The sequence below is a fragment of the Streptomyces sp. CBMA152 genome (assembly GCF_014596475.1).
Lineage (GTDB): Bacteria > Actinomycetota > Actinomycetes > Streptomycetales > Streptomycetaceae > Streptomyces.
On the sequence record NZ_MECJ01000024.1, the window covers coordinates 137618 to 156148 of the forward strand.

The 18531-nt window shown below is 71.2% G+C and carries 15 protein-coding genes; 3 read left to right on the forward strand and 12 right to left on the reverse strand.

What is annotated here, in order from left to right:
• Positions 1 to 34 precede the first annotated feature (34 nt).
• From BG418_RS20550 to BG418_RS20560, 3 genes are all read right to left on the reverse strand, one after another.
• Complete coding sequence (locus BG418_RS20550; protein WP_223185180.1) at positions 35 to 517, reverse strand: molybdopterin-dependent oxidoreductase; 483 nt, start codon at positions 515 to 517, stop codon at positions 35 to 37.
• A 64-nt stretch (positions 518 to 581) separates the two neighbouring features.
• Entirely contained in the window at positions 582 to 3329 is a 2748-nt protein-coding gene (locus tag BG418_RS20555; protein ID WP_188275397.1) for a molybdopterin-dependent oxidoreductase, read from the reverse strand.
• Positions 3329 to 4171, reverse strand: coding sequence for a xanthine dehydrogenase family protein subunit M (locus BG418_RS20560; RefSeq protein ID WP_188275398.1), 843 nt, complete (start codon positions 4169 to 4171; stop codon positions 3329 to 3331). Before BG418_RS20560 ends, BG418_RS20555 begins: the two co-directional genes overlap by 1 nt.
• 265 nt (positions 4172 to 4436) lie before the next feature.
• On the opposite strand from BG418_RS20560, the gene BG418_RS20565 reads away from it, so the two are divergent.
• A complete protein-coding gene (locus BG418_RS20565) occupies positions 4437 to 5936 on the forward strand; it encodes a helix-turn-helix domain-containing protein (protein ID WP_188275399.1) in 1500 nt (499 codons plus the stop codon).
• An 11-nt stretch (positions 5937 to 5947) separates the two neighbouring features.
• Here the strand turns inward: BG418_RS20565 and BG418_RS20570 are convergent, their stop codons facing one another.
• The 3 genes from BG418_RS20570 to BG418_RS20580 all read right to left on the reverse strand — a co-directional run bounded on the left by BG418_RS20570 (position 5948) and on the right by BG418_RS20580 (position 9971).
• A complete protein-coding gene (locus BG418_RS20570; protein ID WP_188275400.1) occupies positions 5948 to 6343 on the reverse strand; it encodes a TOBE domain-containing protein in 396 nt (131 codons plus the stop codon).
• Between the two features lie 78 nt (positions 6344 to 6421).
• Entirely contained in the window at positions 6422 to 7780 is a 1359-nt protein-coding gene (locus BG418_RS20575; protein WP_188275401.1) for a class I SAM-dependent RNA methyltransferase, read from the reverse strand.
• A gap of 139 nt (positions 7781 to 7919) precedes the next feature.
• Positions 7920 to 9971, reverse strand: a complete 2052-nt coding sequence (locus BG418_RS20580) for an APC family permease (protein WP_188275402.1) — start codon at positions 9969 to 9971, stop codon at positions 7920 to 7922.
• A 164-nt stretch (positions 9972 to 10135) separates the two neighbouring features.
• On the opposite strand from BG418_RS20580, the gene BG418_RS20585 reads away from it, so the two are divergent.
• Both BG418_RS20585 and BG418_RS20590 read left to right on the forward strand, forming a co-directional pair.
• Positions 10136 to 10804 carry a TrkA family potassium uptake protein gene (locus tag BG418_RS20585; RefSeq protein WP_188275403.1) on the forward strand — a complete coding sequence of 223 codons (669 nt, stop codon included), beginning with the start codon at positions 10136 to 10138 and terminating at the stop codon, positions 10802 to 10804.
• Positions 10804 to 11481: a TrkA family potassium uptake protein gene (locus BG418_RS20590; protein WP_188275404.1), complete on the forward strand. Its 678-nt coding sequence runs from the start codon at positions 10804 to 10806 to the stop codon at positions 11479 to 11481. Before BG418_RS20585 ends, BG418_RS20590 begins: the two co-directional genes overlap by 1 nt.
• Positions 11482 to 11599: 118 nt before the next feature.
• Here the strand turns inward: BG418_RS20590 and BG418_RS20595 are convergent, their stop codons facing one another.
• The 6 genes from BG418_RS20595 to BG418_RS20620 all read right to left on the reverse strand — a co-directional run bounded on the left by BG418_RS20595 (position 11600) and on the right by BG418_RS20620 (position 18313).
• Positions 11600 to 12349, reverse strand: a complete 750-nt coding sequence (locus tag BG418_RS20595) for a DUF3159 domain-containing protein (RefSeq protein WP_188275405.1) — start codon at positions 12347 to 12349, stop codon at positions 11600 to 11602.
• A 3-nt stretch (positions 12350 to 12352) separates the two neighbouring features.
• The gene (locus BG418_RS20600; RefSeq protein WP_067165247.1) at positions 12353 to 12703 is read right to left on the reverse strand and encodes an OB-fold nucleic acid binding domain-containing protein; all 351 of its coding nucleotides are present in this window, start codon (positions 12701 to 12703) and stop codon (positions 12353 to 12355) included.
• Between the two features lie 136 nt (positions 12704 to 12839).
• Complete coding sequence (locus tag BG418_RS20605) at positions 12840 to 13529, reverse strand: response regulator (RefSeq protein WP_188275406.1); 690 nt, start codon at positions 13527 to 13529, stop codon at positions 12840 to 12842.
• Positions 13530 to 13560: 31 nt separating this feature from the next.
• A complete protein-coding gene (locus BG418_RS20610) occupies positions 13561 to 16104 on the reverse strand; it encodes a sensor histidine kinase KdpD (protein WP_188275407.1) in 2544 nt (847 codons plus the stop codon).
• Between the two features lie 161 nt (positions 16105 to 16265).
• Positions 16266 to 17003, reverse strand: a complete 738-nt coding sequence (locus BG418_RS20615; protein ID WP_188275408.1) for an ABC transporter ATP-binding protein — start codon at positions 17001 to 17003, stop codon at positions 16266 to 16268.
• A gap of 86 nt (positions 17004 to 17089) precedes the next feature.
• Positions 17090 to 18313 carry an alginate lyase family protein gene (locus BG418_RS20620; RefSeq protein WP_188275409.1) on the reverse strand — a complete coding sequence of 408 codons (1224 nt, stop codon included), beginning with the start codon at positions 18311 to 18313 and terminating at the stop codon, positions 17090 to 17092.
• Between the last annotated feature and the right edge of the window lie 218 nt (positions 18314 to 18531).

The following is an 18531-nucleotide window of genomic DNA, read 5'->3' on the forward strand; positions in this document are numbered from 1 at the left end:
GCACCCCTCAGAGGCGCGCAACCGCATCGGACCTCTACACGGCCGCTCCTCCCCCGCCCTCTACAGCAGCGGCCGGGAATGCGCCGACCCATATGCGGGTGATCGCGCTGACATAGCGCGCCCCGCAGCGGTCGGACGGGACCACCAACTGGCTGCCCTCGGCGTCCAGTTCGCGGCCGTCCATGCGCGTGGCCAGCAGGATCGGGCGGTCGCCGAAGTCGGCGTCGATCTCCGCCCAGGCCAGGACGGTGTGGTGGCCGTCGCCGCCGTCGACGGCCAGCAGGAAGCGCGAGCGGTCCTTGCGGCGCCGGATGTCGAACCCGGGCCCCGCGTCGCCCACGACCTCGCGCAGCAGCGGCCCTTCGAACGAGTGGCGCTGCGGGCCGCTGGTCGCGCAGTCGAAGACGACGTCGGCCCGGTGCGCCGCCCAGCCGCCGCGCAGGTCCGCGACGGTGAGCGCGGCGGGGCGGGCCACGTCCCCGCACAGAGCGAACGCCCTCGGTACGGGCTCCGGCAAGGACCCCAGCACGGGCCTCGGCTGCGAGCCGAGATCCCGGTTCTGCCTCGCTGATGTGAATCCACTACCCGTCATGGTCTTGCACATGCCCATCCAGGGCGAGCCATACACGGTCCCGGGTCAGGGGCAGTTCGGTGAAGCGGATGCCGGTCGCGTCGCGCAGCGCGTTGGCGAAGGCCGGGGCGACCGGGTTGAAAGGGCTCTCGCTCATCGACTTGGCGCCCAGCGGCCCGATCGCGTCGGCGGTCTCCATGAAGTGGACCTCGGTGCGCGGCACATCGGCGTACTGCGGCAACCGGTAGCGGCGGAAGGCGGCCGTGGTGACCTCGCCGCGTTCGTCGACGCGTACGTTCTCGAAGAGGGTCGCGCCGAGCGCTTGGGCCACTCCGCCCTCGACCTGGCCCCTGCACTGCATCGGGTTCATCACCCGGCCCGCGTCGGCGGCGTGCACACTGCGCAGGATGCGGATCTCGCCGGTGCCGGGGTCGACGGCGAGGCTGAACCACTGGGCGTTGAAGGCGACCGAGCGGGGCGAGCCGCCCCAGTGGCCGTGGGCGCTCAGCTCACGTCCGGCCGCGCGGGCGGCCTCGTACAGCTCCTTGAGCGCGACCGTACGACCCTCGCACTCGACCGCGTCCTCGGTCAGCCGGCACGCCTCGATGGGGACGCCGGTGTGCTCGGCGGCGTACGAAAGTACCTGCTCGGCAAGGGAGTTGGCGGCCCGCAGGACGGCCTTGCCGGCGACGACCGTGCCGGCCGAGCCGAAGGCGCCGGTGTCATGGCGTACGACATCCGTGTCCGACTGGCGGATCGCGATGCGGTCGACGGTCGTGCCCAGGGCCGAGGCGGTGATCTGCTGGTGGACGGTCGTGGTGCCGTTGCCGAACTCGGCGGTGCCGACGGCGATGTCGTACGTGCCGTCGTCCAGGAGCTTCACCGTCGCGTCGGCGAAGTGGCCGCCGGGCGGGCCGGTCGCGATCATGGACATGCCGGTGCCCTGCCCGACCAGCCAGCCCTCGGGCGCGTCGGCGGCGCTGCGGTCCTCGCGGATGGCGTCGCGTACGACCTGGAGGCACTGGTCGAGGCCGTAGCTGGCGATCTCCAGGTCCTCCTCCTCGCCGCCGGGGCTGATCATGTGCTCGCCGGGGCCGATGATGTTGCGCTCGCGCAGGACCAGCGGGTCGATGCCCAGGCGCCGGGCCAGTTCGTCCATCGCCGACTCCACGGCGAAGGTGACCTGGCCGAGGCCGTAGCCGCGGAAGGCACCGGCGGGGACGGTGTTGGTGTAGACGGAGAAGGCGTCGACCTTCTTGTGCGGGGCGCGGTAGACGGCCATGGACTCGCCGACGCTGTGGAACATCACGGCGGGCCCGTGGTTCCCGTACGCCCCCGTGTTGGAGACCACCCGCAGCTGAAGGGCGGTGAGCGTGCCGTCCGCACGGGCGCCGATCTTCACGCCGACCAGGAACGGATGGCGGGTGGTCGCCCCGTAGAACTGCTCGGCACGCGTGTACTCCAGCTTCACCGGGCGGCGAAGGCGCAGCGCCGCGAGGACCACGATGTCCTCGACCAGCATCTCCTGCTTGCCGCCGAATCCACCGCCGACCCGGCCCGCGACCACCCGTACCTCGTCCGGCGGCAGATCGAAGAGCGCGCACAGGGCGCGGCGGGTCAGGAACGGGGTCTGGGTGCTGGACCGCACGGTCAGCCGCTCGCCCTCACCCTCTTCCTTCGGCTCGAAGTACGCGAGCGCGCCGTGCGTTTCGAGGCTGGCGTGCTGGACGCGCTGGGTGCGGAACGTTTCCTCGTACACGGTGTCCGCCTCGGCGAAGCCGTCCTCGACCGAGCCGATCTCGCCGTGGACCTCGCCGACGACGTTGTTCTCGGGCCGGGCGATGCGCGACGCGGGCCCCTTGTCATGGATGACGGGCGCGCCCGGCCGCATCGCCTCCTCGGGATCGACGACGAACGGCAGCTGCTCGTACGTCACTTCGACGCGTCGGCAGCCTTCCTCGGCCGCGGCCTCGCTGTCGGCGACGACCGCGGCGACCCGCTGGCCGATGTAGCGGACGGTGTCGTCGAGCAGCCGGGTGTCGTCGGGGTCCTCGGTGGGATGTTCGTGGCGGGCGCTCGAATAGAGCCGCTCCGGGGCGTCGTGGTGGGTGAGGACGAGGTGGACGCCGGGGACGCGCAGGGCGGCGGCGGTGTCGATCGCGGCGATCCGGGCGTGCGGATGCGGGGAGCGCAGCAGCTTCATGTGCAGCAGCCCGGGAACGTCGACGTCGAAGGTGTAGCGGGCGGTACCGGTGACGACCTGCGGCCCGGCCGGCGCCCCGAGGTTGCGGCCGACGGCCTGGCCCGCGCACGGCCGCTCGGTGTGCCGCACTCCGCGTACGGCGTCCTCGACGGCGCGGTAGCCGGTGCAGCGGCAGATGTTCCCCTTGAAGGCGCGCGGCAGATCGGCGAGTTGATCGTCGTCGAGCGCGGCGGTGGTCATGAGGAACCCGGCGGTGCAGAACCCGCACTGGAAGCCCTGGGCGTCGAGGAACTTCTGTTGTACGGGGTGGAGTTCGCCGTCCCGCGCCAGGCCCTCGACGGTGGTGACGGACCTGCCATCGGCCCGTACGGCCGGATACAGACAGCTGTGCACGGGCTCGCCGTCCACATGCACCGTGCAGGCCCCGCAGTCCCCGGCGTCGCACCCCTTCTTCACCCCGAACCAGCCGCGCTCGCGCAGATACGTGCGCAGGCACTGGCCGGGGCGGGGTTCGGCGTCGAACTGTCGGTTGTTCACGTCGATCTGATACGTCATCACATACCTCGGCGGTAGTCAGGGGCTTCGCTGTCGGTCAGCTCACGGCGGATCTCCTCCGCGAAGCGCAGGGCCATGTGGCGGCGCCAGGCCGGCAGGCCGTGGATGTCGTCGAACCAGTCGTCGTCGCCGACGGCCCACTCGATCGCGCCGCGCAGCCGGTTCGCGTCCGGCGGCAGCGGGAACCAGAACCGGAACGGGCGCACGGTGGCGGCGGTGACCGTGACCGTGAGCGAGCCGTCGCCGGGGTCGAGCGTGCCGATGACGAGCGCGCCGGATCGGCCGAGTCCATACAACGACGCCTGCCGGAAGGCCGTACGGCAGCGCAGGGCGCGGGCGGGAAGGGTCACCGAGCGCAGCAGTTCGCCCGGGGCCAGGTCCTTGCGCCCGGCCCCGACGACGAAGTCGGCGACCTTGACGCGGCGCAGCGAGCCGTCCTGGGCCTGGAGCAGACAGATGCCGTCGAGCGCGGCGGTCAGCGAGATCATCGGCCCGGCGGGCAGGCCGTTGCAGAGGTTTCCGCCGACCGTCGCCATGTTCCAGATCTTGAAGGAGGCGAGGAAGGCGCGGCAGCACTGCTCGAAGAGGGGCGCGGCCGGGCTGTGCAGCTGCTTTCCGAAGCGGGAGAGCTCGGCGATGGTGCAGGTCGCGGCGATCTCGACCGAGCCGTCCGGCAGGCGGCGCACCGGCTCCCACCCCATCCGGCCGAGGTCGACGAGCCGACGCAGCTGCGGCTGGGGCTCCGAGAAGAGGTAGGTGCCGCCGCCCAGCCAGGCGTCGCCGGGCCGCCAGGGCCCGCGCCGGCGGGCGTCGCACACCTCGACGACCGTGTTCAGATCCATGGCTCCGCACCGTCTCCCCTGTACCCGCCGCCGCGTTCGGCCGCCGTGTTCCAGCCAGTGAAGCCCGGGCGCACGGCCGGAAACGACTGGTGCGGCACACGGAAAACATCCCAGCCGTACGATCACGAACTGGAGGATCAACCAGGAGGCATTCGTTCTCCTTCAACTGGCATTGGACTGGCATTTACGATGTCGGAACTCGCACTCGCCTCGTGAATGTGAGAAGCCGGGCCGTCCGCCCGGCAGCCGCGCAAGGAGCCAGAGCATGCACGTCGGACACCTCCTCCAGCTCGACAGCCTCGACCTCGCCCTGCTGTGGGGCGAGGAGCCGCTCCTGGGCCGCGAGATCAGCGGCGTCACCGCCACCGATCTGGAGGACCCGGCGCGCTTCCTCCAGGAGGGCGAGATCGTGCTGAGCGGACTGGTGTGGTGGAGCCCGGGCGACGACCGCGTCAGGACCGACCGCTTCGTCTCGGCCCTGCGCACGGCGGGCGCGACCGCGCTGCTCGCGGGCGAGGAGACGCATGGCGCGGTCCCGGCCGACCTGGTCGACTCCTGCCGCGAGCACCGCGTCCCGCTCCTGTCGGTGCCCGCGCGGACCAGCTTCCGCGCGATCACCGAGGCGGTGTATCTGCGCCAGTGGGGCGACCTCAGCCGCCTGCCCGCGCCGCACTACGCGCTGCCCGAGAACGTACGCACCGAGCTCAGCCGGCTCCTCGACCGCGGCGCTGACCCCGGCGAGCTCCTGGACCGCGCGTTCTCCCCGCTCGGCGCACCGCCCTGCTATCTGCTGACCAGCAGCGGCCGTACGGTCGCCCGCACCCCGTCGGCGCCGCCCCTGCCCGCCCGGCGCGCGGCCCTCGGCCTGCGCGGCAGCTCCGGCGTGACCCTGCGGATCCGGGCCGACAGCGGCCCGTACGACACCTGGCATCTGCATCTGCCGGAGGCGGCGGACGTCCCGCCGCGTGTGCTGCACGAGATAGCCGAGATCGTCGCCCAGTCGCGGGACGACCACGACCGCCGCAGGACGGCGGGGCGCCGGGCGCAGGACGAGTTGATGACATTGATCGCGTCAACTCATGACGACGTCAAGGCGGTTGAGCTCGCGCTGGCGGCGTGCGGGCTCCCGGCCGAGGGGCCGTACCGCGTCCTGGCGGCGACACTCGACACCGAGGTGGCCGTCGACGCCCTCACGGAGGCGCTGAGCCACTTCGCGGCGCCGTTCGCGGTCGGGGCGGCACCGGACGGCGGGGCGATCGCGGTCGCCCACGCACCGGACGCCGACTGGTCCCAACTGGCCGCAGCCTGGCCCCTGTTGGAGGACTGTCGCCCAGACGTTCCCCTGCATGCCGGGGCGAGCGCGCCCGTGGAGGCGTCGGAGCTCGGCGCGGCGCTGGGGCAGGCGCGTTACGCGCTCGCGGCGGCCAGGACCGCGTCGCCCGGCGGCGCGAGGGTCACGGCGGTCGAGGACCTGTCGACCCTGGAGTCGCTGCTGGCGGGAGTCCCGGCGGACGTGAGGGCGGCGTACTGCGCCCGCACCCTGGGCCCGCTGCTCAAGGCGGACACCACCTCCCACGCCACACTCCTCGAAACACTGGAGGTCTTCCTGGCGCACAACTGCTCGTGGGCACGGACGGCCGAGGCGCTGCATCTGCACGTCAACACGGTCCACTACCGCATCGAGCGGATCGAACTGCTCACCGGCCGCGACCTGTCGCGCCTGGACCACAAACTGGACCTGCGGGCGGCGCTGCTGTGCAGATGAGCCGCCGGTCGTCACGTCACATCAACATGCACGTTGGTCGACTTGACCCGTGCGGTGACGGTCACCCCGACCTCGATGCCGAGCTCGTCCACGGACTCGCGGGTCACCAGCGAGACCACGCGGTGCGGCCCGCACTGGATCTCCACCTGCGCGGCCACGTCGTCGACGACCACGGCGGTCACGATCCCGACGAACGAGTTCCGCACCGAGGTGGCCACCGGGCCCGCCACCTCGTGCTGCCCGGCGGCCCGCTCCCGGGCGAACCCGGCGAGCCCGACCCCGTCGATCACCCGGTTCCCGGTACCGTCCCGCTCCATCCGCAACCGCCCGCCATCGGCCCACCGCCGAACGGTCTCGGAACTCACACCCAGCAGCCGCGCTGCCTGGCCAATGCTGTAGGTCGGCACGGGGAGCACTCTAGGGGGCGGGGCGGTGGGACCGGCGGGTGGGCACGGGGACCGCACCCACCCTCAGTCCGCCGAAGGTCAGGCGTCTTCCTTCACGGGCTCAAGGATCGCCACGCACTCCACATGATGCGTCATCGGGAAAAGGTCGAACGCGCGCAGCGTGCGGACCTTGTAGCCGCCCGTCGCGAAGTACGCCAGGTCGCGGGCCAGGGCCGCCGGGTCGCAGGCGACGTAGGCGATGCGGCGGGCGCCCAGGCCCGCGAGGTACTTCACCGTCTGCTTGCCCGCGCCCGCGCGCGGCGGGTCGAGGACGATCAGGTCGGCCTCGCTGATCTTGGTGCGGGGCAGGACCTGCTCGACCTTGCCCTGCTCGACGCGGACGCGGGGCAGGTCCGCGAGGTTGTGGCGGGCGTCCTCGACCGCGCGCTTGGAGGACTCGATGCCCAGCACCGCGCCCTGCTCGCCGACACGCTCGGCGAGCGCACCCGTGAACAGGCCCACGCCGCAGTACAGGTCGAGCGCCATCTCGCCCTTGCGCGGCATCAGGCCCTGCATCACGGCCTTGATCAGGGTGTTCGCGGCCTGCGGGTGGACCTGCCAGAAGCCGCCCATGCCCACGCGGTAGGTGCGCGCGTCGGCGTTCTCACCGGCGCGCTCGCGCACGAACGCGCGGCCGTGCACACGGTGCACACCGCCGTCCTTCTCCTCCACGCGCAGGACCGAGACCGGCTTGTCGAGCTCGACCAGCGGGAGACGGCCGCCGGGGCGCGGGGTCAGGACCACCTGGCGGTCGTGCGAGCCCGTCGCGGCGATCGCCTCGACCGACTCCATCTGAGGCCACTCGCGCTTCTCGATGCCGAGCTCGGTGACTCCGGGCGCGGCGATCATGCAGTGGTCGATCACCTGGACGTCGTGCGAGCGGTGCTTGCGCAGGCCCGCCCGGCCGTCCTCGTCGATGGCGTACTGGACGCGGGTGCGCCACGCCGGGACCTGGCCGGCGGGCAGCTTGTCGCCCTCGGCGGGCATGACCGTGCCGTCCCAGCCGACGTCCTCGGGGGTGAGCCCGGCGAGCCGCTGGAGCTGCTCGGTGATCACCTCGCCCTTGAGGCGGCGCTGGGCGCCGGGCTTGGCGTGCTGCCAGTCGCAGCCGCCGCACTTGCCGGGGCCCGCGAACACACACGGAGCCTCCACGCGGTCCTTCGACGCTTCGAGGATCTGGACGGCGTCGGCGCGCAGGAAGCGGGAGTCCTCCTCGCCCTCGGTCACCCGGGCCACGATCTTCTCGCCCGGCAGCGCGTGCCGGACGAACAGGACCCGGCCCTGCTCCGTGCGGGCGATGCAGTGGCCGCCGTGCGCGACAGGGCCGACCTCGACCTCGTACTCCTCCCCGACGAGCGAAGACGAAGAGGAAGACGAGGAATCGGACTCGTTCTGCATGACGGGGGGACTCCAGAGGTACCAGGGATGAGGGGCCGCCGCCCGCGTGCGGACGACAGCCCCTCAGTCTACGTGTGCCGATCGATGACGCCGACCGCTCGCCTCATGAAGCCGAAGCCGCGGCCGCCGGACCCGCCGCTCACTTCTTGCCGCTCTGCTCCTTCGACCGCTGCTGCCCGACCGGGCCGCGGCGCACCGAGCCCGGCGCGTTCCACTCCTGCCGCCTGCGGGCCCGCATCTTGGCGGCCTCGGAGGACTGGAGCTGGTACGGGACGGACGTCACCATCACGCCGGGCGTGAAGAGCAGTCGGCCCTTGAGGCGCAGGGCGCTCTGGTTGTGCAGCAGGTGCTCGTACCAGTGGCCCACCACGTACTCGGGGATGTAGACGCTCACCGCGTCGCGCGGGCTCTCGCGGCGCAGGCCCCTGACGTACTCGATGACCGGGCGGGTGATCTCGCGGTACGGCGAGTCGATGATCTTCAGCGGTACGTCGATGCCGCGCCGCTCCCACTCCTCCTTGAGCGCCTTCGTCTCCTCCGCGTCCACGCTGACGCTGATCGCCTCCAGCTGGTTGGCGTGAAGCAGCTTGGCGTAGGCGAGGGCGCGCAGGGTGGGCTTGTGGAGCTTGGAGACGAGGACCACGGAGTGCACACGCGAGGGGCGCACGTACTCGTCCGGGCGCTCCTCGGCCGCCGCGATCTCGTCCGAGACCTTGTCGTAGTGCTTCCGGATCGCGGTCATCGTCCCGTAGAAGATCACCATGCCCAGCAGGGCGACCCAGGCGCCGTGGGTGAACTTGGTGGCGAGGACGACTACCAGGACCAGGCCGGTGAAGAAGGCGCCGAAGGTGTTGATCGCACGGGAGCGGACCATGTGGCGGCGCTTGGCCGGGTCCTGCTCGGTGGCCAGGTGCCGGTTCCAGTGCCGGACCATGCCGGTCTGGCTGAGCGTGAAGGAGACGAAGACGCCGACGATGTAGAGCTGGATCAGCCGGGTCGAGTCGGCGCCGTATATCACCGTGAGCAGGGCCGCGGCCCCGGCGAGCAGCACGATGCCGTTGGAGAACGCGAGCCGGTCGCCGCGGGTGTGCAGCTGGCGCGGCAGGTAGCGGTCCTGCGCGAGGATCGAGCCGAGCAGCGGGAAGCCGTTGTACGCGGTGTTCGCGGCCAGGAACAGCACCAGCGCGGTCGCGGCGGCCAGGATGATGAAGAGGAAGCTGCCCTTGCCGAAGACGGCCTCGGCGACCTGCGAGATCACCGGGTTCTGCACATAGCCGTCGCCGACCGGGACGCCGTTGCTGAGCAGGTCGGAGGCGGGCTTCTCGGCCATCCGCACCTTGGTGACCATGGCCAGCGCGATGATGCCGCAGAACATGGTGACCGCGAGGCCGCCCATGAGGGCGAGCGTGGTCGCGGCGTTCTTCGACTTCGGCTTGCGGAAGGCGGGGACGCCGTTGCTGATCGCCTCGACGCCGGTGAGCGCCGCGCAGCCGGAGGAGAAGGCGCGCAGCAGCAGGAAGACGAGCGCGAAGCCCGCGAGTCCCTTGTGCTCGGCGTGGACGGTGTAGTCGGCCGTCGGGGCCTTCATGGTGTCGCCCAGAGCCATGCCCCGGAAGGCACCCCACGCGATCATGATGAAGACGCCGCCGACGAACACATAGGTCGGGATGGCGAAGAGCTTGCCCGACTCCTTGACCCCGCGCAGGTTCATCAGCGTGAGCAGCACGATGACGACCACGGCGCAGAGCACCTTGTGCTCGACGACGAAGGGGACCGCCGAGCCGAGGTTCTCGATGCCGGAGGCGATCGAGACGGCGACGGTCAGGACATAGTCGACGAGAAGCGCGCTGGCCACCGTGAGCCCGGCCTTGGGGCCGAGGTTGGTGGTGGCGACCTCGTAGTCGCCGCCGCCGCTGGGGTAGGCGTGCACGTTCTGCCGGTACGAGGCGACCACGGTGAACATCAGCACCACGACCGCGACCGCGATCCAGGGGCTGAAGTGGTACGCCGACACACCCGCCACGGAGAGCACCAGGAGGACTTCTCCGGGTGCGTACGCAACGGACGAGAGCGGGTCGGACGCGAAGACGGGGAGCGCGATGCGCTTGGGGAGGAGCGTTTCTCCCAGCTTGTCGCTGCGCAGCGCCCGGCCGATCAGGATCCGTTTGGGCACGTCGGTCAGTTTGGACACAACAGAGAAGCGTAAGGGTTCCGTATGGAGGTCTTGACCCGGCCCACCCCCATACGCTTCACCAGCGGGCACCGGGGGAAGTACGGACGCTGATGAGTGCATCCCGCCGCTCGCCGCATAAGCTCGTCACCGGGCACCGCCGAGAAGGAAGTATGTGAGGGGACGTGCACATCGTCATCATGGGCTGCGGGCGAGTGGGAGCCGCTCTCGCGCAGACCTTGGAGCAGCAGGGGCACACGGTCGCCGTGGTCGACCAGGACCCCACGGCCTTCCGCAGGCTCGGTTCCGGGTTCGGCGGGCGCCGGGTCACCGGTGTCGGCTTCGACCAGGACACCCTGCGGGAAGCCGGGATCGAGGAGGCGGGCGCGTTCGCGGCCGTCTCCAGCGGCGACAACTCCAACATCATCGCGGCCCGGGTGGCCCGTGAGATGTTCGGGATCGAGAACGTCGCGGCCCGTATCTACGACCCGCGCCGCGCCGAGGTCTACCAGCGGCTCGGCATTCCCACGGTCGCCACGGTCAGCTGGACCGCCGACCAGATGCTGCGGCGGCTTCTGCCGTCCGGCGCCGAACCGCTGTGGAGCGACCCGAGCGGCGCGCTCCAGCTGGCGGAGGTGCACACCTCCACCGCCTGGATCGGCCACAAGATCAGCAAGTTGCAGGAGGAGACCGGCGTACGCGTCGCCTTCCTCACCCGGCTGGGCGAAGCGGTACTGCCGAGCTCCCAGACGGTTCTGCAGGAGGGCGACCTGGTCCACGTGATGATGCGTGCGGACGAGGTCGAGAAGGTCGAGGCGGCCTTCGCCCAGGGTCCCGAGGAGGGCGGTCACTGATGCGCGTCGCGATTGCCGGGGCCGGCGCGGTGGGTCGTTCCATCGCGGGCGAGCTGCTGGAGAACGGCCACGAGGTACTGCTCGTGGACAAGGCGCCCACCGCCATCTCGGTGGAGCGGGTGCCGCAGGCGGAGTGGCTGCTCGCCGACGCCTGCGAGATCACCTCGCTGGACGAGGCGGCGCTGCAGCGCTGCAACGTGGTCATCGCGGCCACCGGCGACGACAAGGTGAACCTGGTCGTCTCGCTGCTCGCGAAGACCGAGTACGGCGTGCCGCGCGTGGTCGCCCGGGTCAACAACCCGAAGAACGAGTGGCTGTTCAACGAGTCGTGGGGCGTCGACGTCGCCGTCTCGACCCCGCGTCTGATGTCGGCGCTGGTCGAGGAGGCGGTGAGCGTCGGCGACCTCGTACGGCTGCTGCGCTTCAGCCACGGCGACGCCAACCTCGTCGAGCTGACGCTGCCGCCGGAGTCGGCGCTGGCGGGCACTCAGGTCGGCGATGTCGCCTGGCCCGAGGACACCTCGCTGGTCACCATCATCCGGGGCACCCGGGTGCTCACTCCGCAGTCGGAGGAGACCCTGGAGGCGGGCGACGAGCTGCTGTTCGTGGCCGCGCAGGCCCGCGAGGAGCAGCTGGAGGACCTGCTGTCCGTGCGGCGAGAGGGCTCTGCGAGCTGACGCTCCCTCACAGCAAGCGGAGGGGCCGGGAGTACGTCACGTACTCCCGGCCCCTCCGCTATTGCGCCGTCGTCTGGCTGCGGGCCGTCTGTGGCTGGTCGCGCAGTTCCCCGCGCCCCTATTGGGCCGCGTCAGCGGCCTTGGCCGCCTTCGCCGCTTCCTCCTCGGCCTCCATCTCCGCGAACACGTCGATGGGCGGCGGGGCCTTGGCGAGGAAGATCCAGGTCAGCCAGACCGCGAGCAGGAACGGCGGGATCTTCAGGGCGATCAGTACCCAGCCCAACTGGGAGGTGTTGGCCCACCAGTAGAGCGGGAACAGGACCGCGCACTTGGCGAGCAGGATCAGGCCCCAGGCCCAACTCGCCTTCGCGTACGCCTTCTTGCGGCCCGGGTTGCGGGTCCGCCAGGACAGGTTCTCCTTGAAGACCGGGCCCAGGATCAGGCCGATCAGCGGGACGCCGAAGAGCGTCGTCACCAGATACGCGACAGCCAGGCCCAGCGTGTAGAGCATGCCCGGCAGATAGAAGTCCTTCGCGTTGCCGGTCATCATCGCGAAGACCACGCCGAAGGCGACTCCGAAGACGCCGCTGAAGGCGTGCTTGACCGTGTCCTTGCGGGCCAGGCGGACCACCAGGAGCAGCAGCGAGACCGCGACGGCGGCGATCGCCGAGCTGTGCAGGTCCTTGTTGACCGTGAAGATCGTGACGAAGAGGAGCCCGGGCAGGCACGTCTCCACCATGCCGCGCACGCCGCCGAACGCCTCGAAGAGGGCTGCCTCGGTGACGGCCTTGGCGTCCGCGTCGGCGTCGGGCGCGGTGCGCGCGTGCCGTGCGGCGGTCGTGGTGGTCGGCTTGTCGACTGACGTCACCGGCTACTCCTGTCCGAGCGGTCGCAGTTCGTATTTGGGGTTGAACAGCACCCGCCGGCCGTGACTCATCGAGATCCGGCCCGAGGCGATGAGCTTGCGGCCGGGCTCGATGCCCACGATCGAGCGCCGTCCCAGCCACACCACGTCCAGCGGGGCGGTGCCGTCGAAGAGCTCGGCCTCCAGCGCCGGAACGCCCGCCCTCGGACGCAGGGTGACCGTCCGCAAGGTACCAGTCACCTTGACGATCTGGCGGTCGTCGCAGTCGGAGATGCGTGTGCACCCCGTGGCCTGCGTGTCCTCCTGCAGTTCCGCGGAGTGCAGCTCCTCCTGCGAGGTGGACAGCCGGTCGAGCATCCGGCGGAACCGCCCCGCGCGCTTCTCGGTCCCAAGGTCAGCACTCATACAGAAAGCGTACCGGCCCCCACCGACACGGGAGCAGCCCGCGCCATCCTTCGCCCACGCCCCGGGCAGGCCGGGCCCCCGCCCGCGCTCACGCCTCGAAGCGGTACCCCATCCCCGGCTCGGTGATGAAGTGCCTGGGGTGCGCCGGGTCCAGCTCCAGCTTGCGGCGCAGCTGGGCCATGTAGACGCGCAGATAGTTCGTCTCGGTGCCGTAGGAGGGGCCCCAGACCTCCTGGAGGAGCTGCTTCTGGCTGACCAGGCGGCCGGTGTTGCGCACCAGCACCTCCAGGAGGTGCCACTCGGTGGGGGTCAGGCGTACGTCGCGGCCGTCCCGGTTGACCTTCTTCGCGGCCAGGTCGACGGTGAAGCCCTCGGTCTCCACGGTCACCACGTCGTCCGCGCCCTCGCCCCCGACCGGCTCGGCCCGCCGTACGGCGGCGCGCAACCGGGCCAGCAGCTCGTCCATGCCGAACGGCTTGGTGACGTAGTCGTCGGCGCCCGCGTCCAGCGCCTCCACCTTCTCGTCCGAGGTGTGGCGGGCCGAGAGCACCAGGATCGGGACCCGGGTCCAGCCGCGCAGCCCCTTGATCACCTCGACGCCGTCCATGTCGGGCAGGCCGAGGTCGAGGACGACCACGTCGGGGTGGCGGGCGGCGGCGAGCTGGAGCGCGGTCGCCCCGTCGGGGGCCGCGTCCACCTCGTACTTCCGTGCCTTGAGATTGATCACCAGCGCTCGGACGATCTGCGGCTCGTCGTCCACCACGAGCACCCGGGTCATGCGGGTCCTGCTTTCTGTCGGGGGCCGCGGGTCACGAGGTGACCTGGGCGGAGAGATCGGCGACGACCGGGCTGGGGCCGGGCACCGCCTTGAGGGTGAGAACCATGGTCATACCGCCGCCGGGGGTGTCCTCAGCGGTGAGGGTGCCGCCCATCGACTCGACGAATCCCCGGGCGACGGCGAGCCCCAGTCCGACGCCGGCGCCGCGCGGAGCGTCACCGTACCGCTGGAAGGGCTCGAAGATCCGCTCTTTGCTCTCGTCGGGCACGCCGGGGCCGCGGTCGGCGACGCGCACCTCGACGCGGTCGCCGAGCGCGCTGGCGCCGACGACGACGGGCACGGCGTCGGGGCTGTACTTGACGGCGTTCTCGACGATGTTGGCCACCGCCCGCTCCAGGAGCCCGGGGTCGACGGCGACCATCGGTAGGGTCTCCGGGATGTCCAGCTCGACGCTGTCCTCGGGGACGCCGCCGAGCGCCATCGGGACCACCTCGTCGAGGTCGATCTCGCGGATGATCGGAACGACGGTGCCGGTGTTGAGGCGGGACATGTCGAGCAGGTTGCCGACGAGGTGGTCAAGCCGGTCGGCGCCGTGCTCGATGCCCGCGAGCAGCTCGGCCTCGTCCTCCTCGGACCACTCGACGTCGCCGGAGCGCAGCGAGGTGACGGCGGCCTTGATGGAGGCGAGCGGGGTGCGCAGGTCGTGGCTGACGGCGGCGAGCAGCGCGGTGCGGATGCGGTTGCCCTCGGCGAGCTTGCGGGACTCCTCGGCCTCGTCCACCAGTCGCTGGCGGTCCAGGACGACGGCGGCCTGGGCGGCGAAGGCGCCGAGCACCCGGCGGTCCTCGGCGGGCAGTACGCGGCCGCTCAGGGCGAGCGCCATGTGGTCGCCGACGGGCATGTCGACATCGGCGTCCTCGGGGCGGGCGACGGGGTGCGGCCCGACGCTGCCCGCGCAGGTCCACGGCTCGACGTCGCTCGCGCGCTCAAGCAGGGCCACCGACTCCATGGCGAAGGTCTCGCGGACCCGCTCCAGGAGGGCGTCCAGGGTGGTCTCGCCGCGCAGCACGCTGCCCGCCAGGAACGACAGGATCTCGGACTCGGCGCGCAGCCGGGCCGCCTGATGGGTGCGGCGGGCCGCCAGGTCGACGACGGAGGCCACCGAGACCGCCACGAACACGAAGATCACGATGGCGACGATGTTCTTCGGGTCGGCGATCGTGATCTTGTGGATCGGCGGCGTGAAGTAGTAGTTCAGCAGGAACGAGCCGACGGCCGCCGAGGCGAGCGCCGGGACCAGTCCGCCGAGCAGCGCCGCGGCCACCGTAAGCGTCAGGAACAGCAGCATGTCGTTGGCGAGCCCGAGGTCCGCGTCGACGTTGGTGAGCAGGATGGACAGCAGCACCGGCCCGATGACCGCGGCCGCCCAGCCCCAGATGATCCGGGCCCGCCCGAGCCGCGCACCGCGCGCCACCGGCAGCCCGCGCCCCTTGGCCACCTCTTCGTGGGTGACGATGTGGACGTCGAGGTCGGGCCCCGAGTCCCGGGCGACGGTCGCGCCCACGCCCGGCCCGAACACGTACTGCCAGGCCTTGCGGCGGCTGGAGCCGAGGACGATCTGGGTGGCGTTGACGCCCCGGGCGAACTCCAGGAGCGAGGCGGGCACGTCGTCGCCTATGACGTGGTGAAAGGTTCCGCCGAGGTCTTCGACCAGGGTGCGCTGGACGGCCAGCTCCTTCGGCGAGGCCGAGGTCAGGCCGTCGCTGCGGGCCACGTACACCGCGAGGATCTCGCTGCCGGAGCCCTTGGCGGCCATCCGGGCCGCGCGCCGGATCAGGGTGCGGCCCTCGGGCCCGCCGGTCAGACCGACGACGATCCGCTCGCGGGCCTGCCAGGTGGAGCGGATGTTGTGCTCGCCCCGGTACTGCTGGAGGTATTCGTCGACCCGGTCGGCGACCCACAGCAGCGCGAGCTCGCGCAGCGCGGTCAGATTGCCGGGGCGGAAGTAGTTGGACAGGGCCGCGTCGACCTTGTCGGACTTGTATATGTTGCCGTGCGCCATGCGGCGGCGCAGCGCCTGCGGCGACATGTCGACCAGCTCGATCTGGTCCGCGCGCCGCACCACCTCGTCGGGCACGGTCTCGCGCTGGCGTACGCCGGTTATCGACTCGACGACGTCGCCGAGCGACTCCAGATGCTGGATGTTGACGGTCGAGACGACGTCGATGCCCGCCTGGAGCAACTCCTCGACGTCCTGCCAGCGCTTGGTGTTGCGCGAGCCGGGGACGTTGGTGTGGGCGAGCTCGTCGACCAGGGCGACCGCGGGTCTGCGCTCCAGGACGGCGTCGACGTCCATCTCGGTGAAGGCCGAGCCGCGGTACTCGATGTCGCGGCGCTGGATCTGCTCCAGGCCGTGCAGCATCACCTCGGTGCGCGGGCGGCCGTGGTGCTCCACGAATGCGACCACGCAGTCCGTGCCGCGCTCCACGCGCCGGTGGCCCTCGGACAGCATCGCGTACGTCTTGCCGACGCCCGGTGCCGAACCGAGGTATATCCGAAGCTTGCCGCGTGCCATGGCCCCATTGTCTTTCAGAAAAACGCTGCGTACGCGCTGCCGACCTTACGGCCACTGATCCGGGCAAATCGGACCGGGGGGCGGTCTGGCGTGCGTATTGACGCGATTCTGATGTCGCAGGCGGGGCGGGGTGGCGTCAGCCGTGGTCGGTGATGCGTCTGTCAGCCGTGGTCGATGATCTGTCCGTCGCCGAGCTCCAGGACCCGGTCCGCGAGGCCCAGGAGCTGGTTGTCGTGGGTGGCGACGAGGACCGTGACACCCTCGCTGCGCACCACCGCGCGCAGCAGCTCCATCACCGCGAGCCCGGTCTCGGCGTCCAGCTGGCCGGTCGGCTCGTCGGCGATCAGGAGGGCGGGCCGGTTGGCGAGCGCACGGGCGATGGCGACGCGCTGCTGCTGGCCGCCGGAGAGCTCGCCGGGCCGCTGCTGGGCGTGGTCGGCGAGCCCGACGAGCCCGAGCAGCAGCTCCACGCGCGCGTCGCGCTCGGCGGGGTCGGTCCGGCGCAGCCGCATCGGCACACCTACGTTCTCGGCGGCGCTGAGGATCGGGATCAGTCCGAAGGACTGGAAGATGAAGCCGATACGGTCGCGGCGCAGTGCGAGGAGGCCGTCCTCGCCGAGCCCGGACAGATCCGTGGAGTCCACGGTGATGCTGCCGCCGTCGGGCCGGTCGAGCCCGCCGACCAGGTTGAGCAGGGTCGTCTTGCCGGAGCCGGAGCGGCCCTTGAGGGCGACGAGTTCGCCGCGCGGCACCTCGAAGGAGACCCCGCGCAGCGCGTGCACGGCCGCCGCGCCCTCCCCGTACGAACGGCGCAGGTCCTCGACGCGGACCATCGGCCCGGCGCCCGGCTCATCGGCGAGCGCCGTCGTGCCGCCGCGTCCGCTGGTGCTCTCGCTCATGCGCTCCCCCGTACGTACGTCCGTGATGCCCCGCCGGGCGCCAGTATGGGCAGATGGCGTCCGGCCGGGCAATGGACGGTTGTGGATCAGTTCGGGTTGTCGCCGTGCGTCAGCGTCTCCCAGGCGACGAAGAGGTTGTCGGAGCCGGCCGGACGGTTCTGCTCGGTGAGCGTCTGGGTGCGGGCCATGGCGATGCCGAGCCGGTTGTGCAGGGCGTTGTAGCCGACCTCGGTGACCGGGCCGAGGCCGCGCTTGACGCTGCCGCCGCAGAGCCAGCCGGGCACGGCCGCACCCAGTTCGTACGTGGACTGGAAGCCCAGCGCCTGCCGCAGCCGCTCGCCGACGTCCGTCGAGTAGAGGTCCTGGCCCTGGATACGGCTGGTCTCGGCGGTGTGCGAGATCGCGGAGATGCCGTATCCGGTGTGCGTGAAGTCGCGGCAGGTCTCCTGGGTGAGGCCGGTGACGAAGGTGGACTGCCCCTGCCAGTACTTGACGATCTTGTCCCGGGTGTCGAGGTGCTGGGAGGGCACGGTCTTGGGCAGCGCCCCGTCCGAGGCCAGGTAGACATAGGCGGCGGCGCGGGTGCGGAACCTGGCCATGGCCTTGTCGTACGAGGTCCGGTCGTCCAGGAAGACGGAGATGCCGACGGCGGCCTCCGTCATCGACAGCTCCCAGTTGCCGTTGGAGTTCGAGCCGTTGATCACCTCGGGCAGATAGACCGTGCGCAGCATGGTCGCGAAGCGGCCCTGGTTCGCCCAGCCACCGTCGTACGTCGCGCGGATGATCTCGGCGGCGCGCGGCCAGACCGAGCCCGCCCAGCCGGTCTGGAGGGGCGCGTTGGAGTTGGTGTGACTCGTGATCACACCCGACCAGGCGTCCATGAGCTCGATCGCCTTCTTCGCGTACCGGCTGTCCTGGGTGATGTACCAGGCGAGCGCGTCGGTGTACGCGGCGAGGGCGTCCTCGCGCTCGTCCGTGCAGCCGTAGTTGGGGTTGGAGTACGAGCCGCACTCCACGACGGCGCGTGGCTTGGGGGTGCGGGCGAGGTCGGCGTACGGGCTCGCCGCCAGCTGGTCGTACGCGCTCTTCCAGGGCTGGGCGCCCGCGGCCACCTGGCGGCGGGCGAAGTCGAGCTGGGGCCTTGAGACGAGGACTCCGGGGTGGACGAAGGTGGCGTCCGCCGCCGTGGCGGGACGGGCCGTGGTGCCGAGCCCGGCGGTGAGGGCGCCGAGTACCGCTGTGACGGCGAGCAGCGCGCCTATGGCTCGGCGCCTGCGGTGGGGGGCACGCGGGGGTTTGCGCAGGGGCATGTGAGGGCCATCCGTTCTTGTACGTGAACGATGGGCGTCCTTTTGAACGCTCGCGATGGCCCGTGAACCTAGGGCTCGGCTATGGACACGTCAAGAATGTGCGCCCAATGCTCCACTGGTGATGTTGTCGTGCGACTGCGGACCGCCTTGGGCTGGTCGCGCAGTTCCCCGCGCCCCTTATAGGCACCACGCAATCGGCACCACGCGCGGTCGGCGAT

Bases quoted from the DNA above. Each gene is read 5' to 3' on its own strand.
- BG418_RS20560 (WP_188275398.1), bottom strand. From the start codon at position 4,171: ATGGATCTGAACACGGTCGTCGAGGTGTGCGACGCCCGCCGGCGCGGG.
- BG418_RS20590 (WP_188275404.1), top strand. From the start codon at position 10,804: ATGCGCGTCGCGATTGCCGGGGCCGGCGCGGTGGGTCGTTCCATCGCG.
- BG418_RS20555 (WP_188275397.1), bottom strand. From the start codon at position 3,329: ATGACGTATCAGATCGACGTGAACAACCGACAGTTCGACGCCGAACCC.
- BG418_RS20575 (WP_188275401.1), bottom strand. From the start codon at position 7,780: ATGCAGAACGAGTCCGATTCCTCGTCTTCCTCTTCGTCTTCGCTCGTC.
- BG418_RS20610 (WP_188275407.1), bottom strand. From the start codon at position 16,104: ATGGCACGCGGCAAGCTTCGGATATACCTCGGTTCGGCACCGGGCGTC.
- BG418_RS20620 (WP_188275409.1), bottom strand. From the start codon at position 18,313: ATGCCCCTGCGCAAACCCCCGCGTGCCCCCCACCGCAGGCGCCGAGCC.
- BG418_RS20600 (WP_067165247.1), bottom strand. From the start codon at position 12,703: ATGCTCGACCGGCTGTCCACCTCGCAGGAGGAGCTGCACTCCGCGGAA.
- BG418_RS20615 (WP_188275408.1), bottom strand. From the start codon at position 17,003: ATGAGCGAGAGCACCAGCGGACGCGGCGGCACGACGGCGCTCGCCGAT.
- BG418_RS20565 (WP_188275399.1), top strand. From the start codon at position 4,437: ATGCACGTCGGACACCTCCTCCAGCTCGACAGCCTCGACCTCGCCCTG.
- BG418_RS20605 (WP_188275406.1), bottom strand. From the start codon at position 13,529: ATGACCCGGGTGCTCGTGGTGGACGACGAGCCGCAGATCGTCCGAGCG.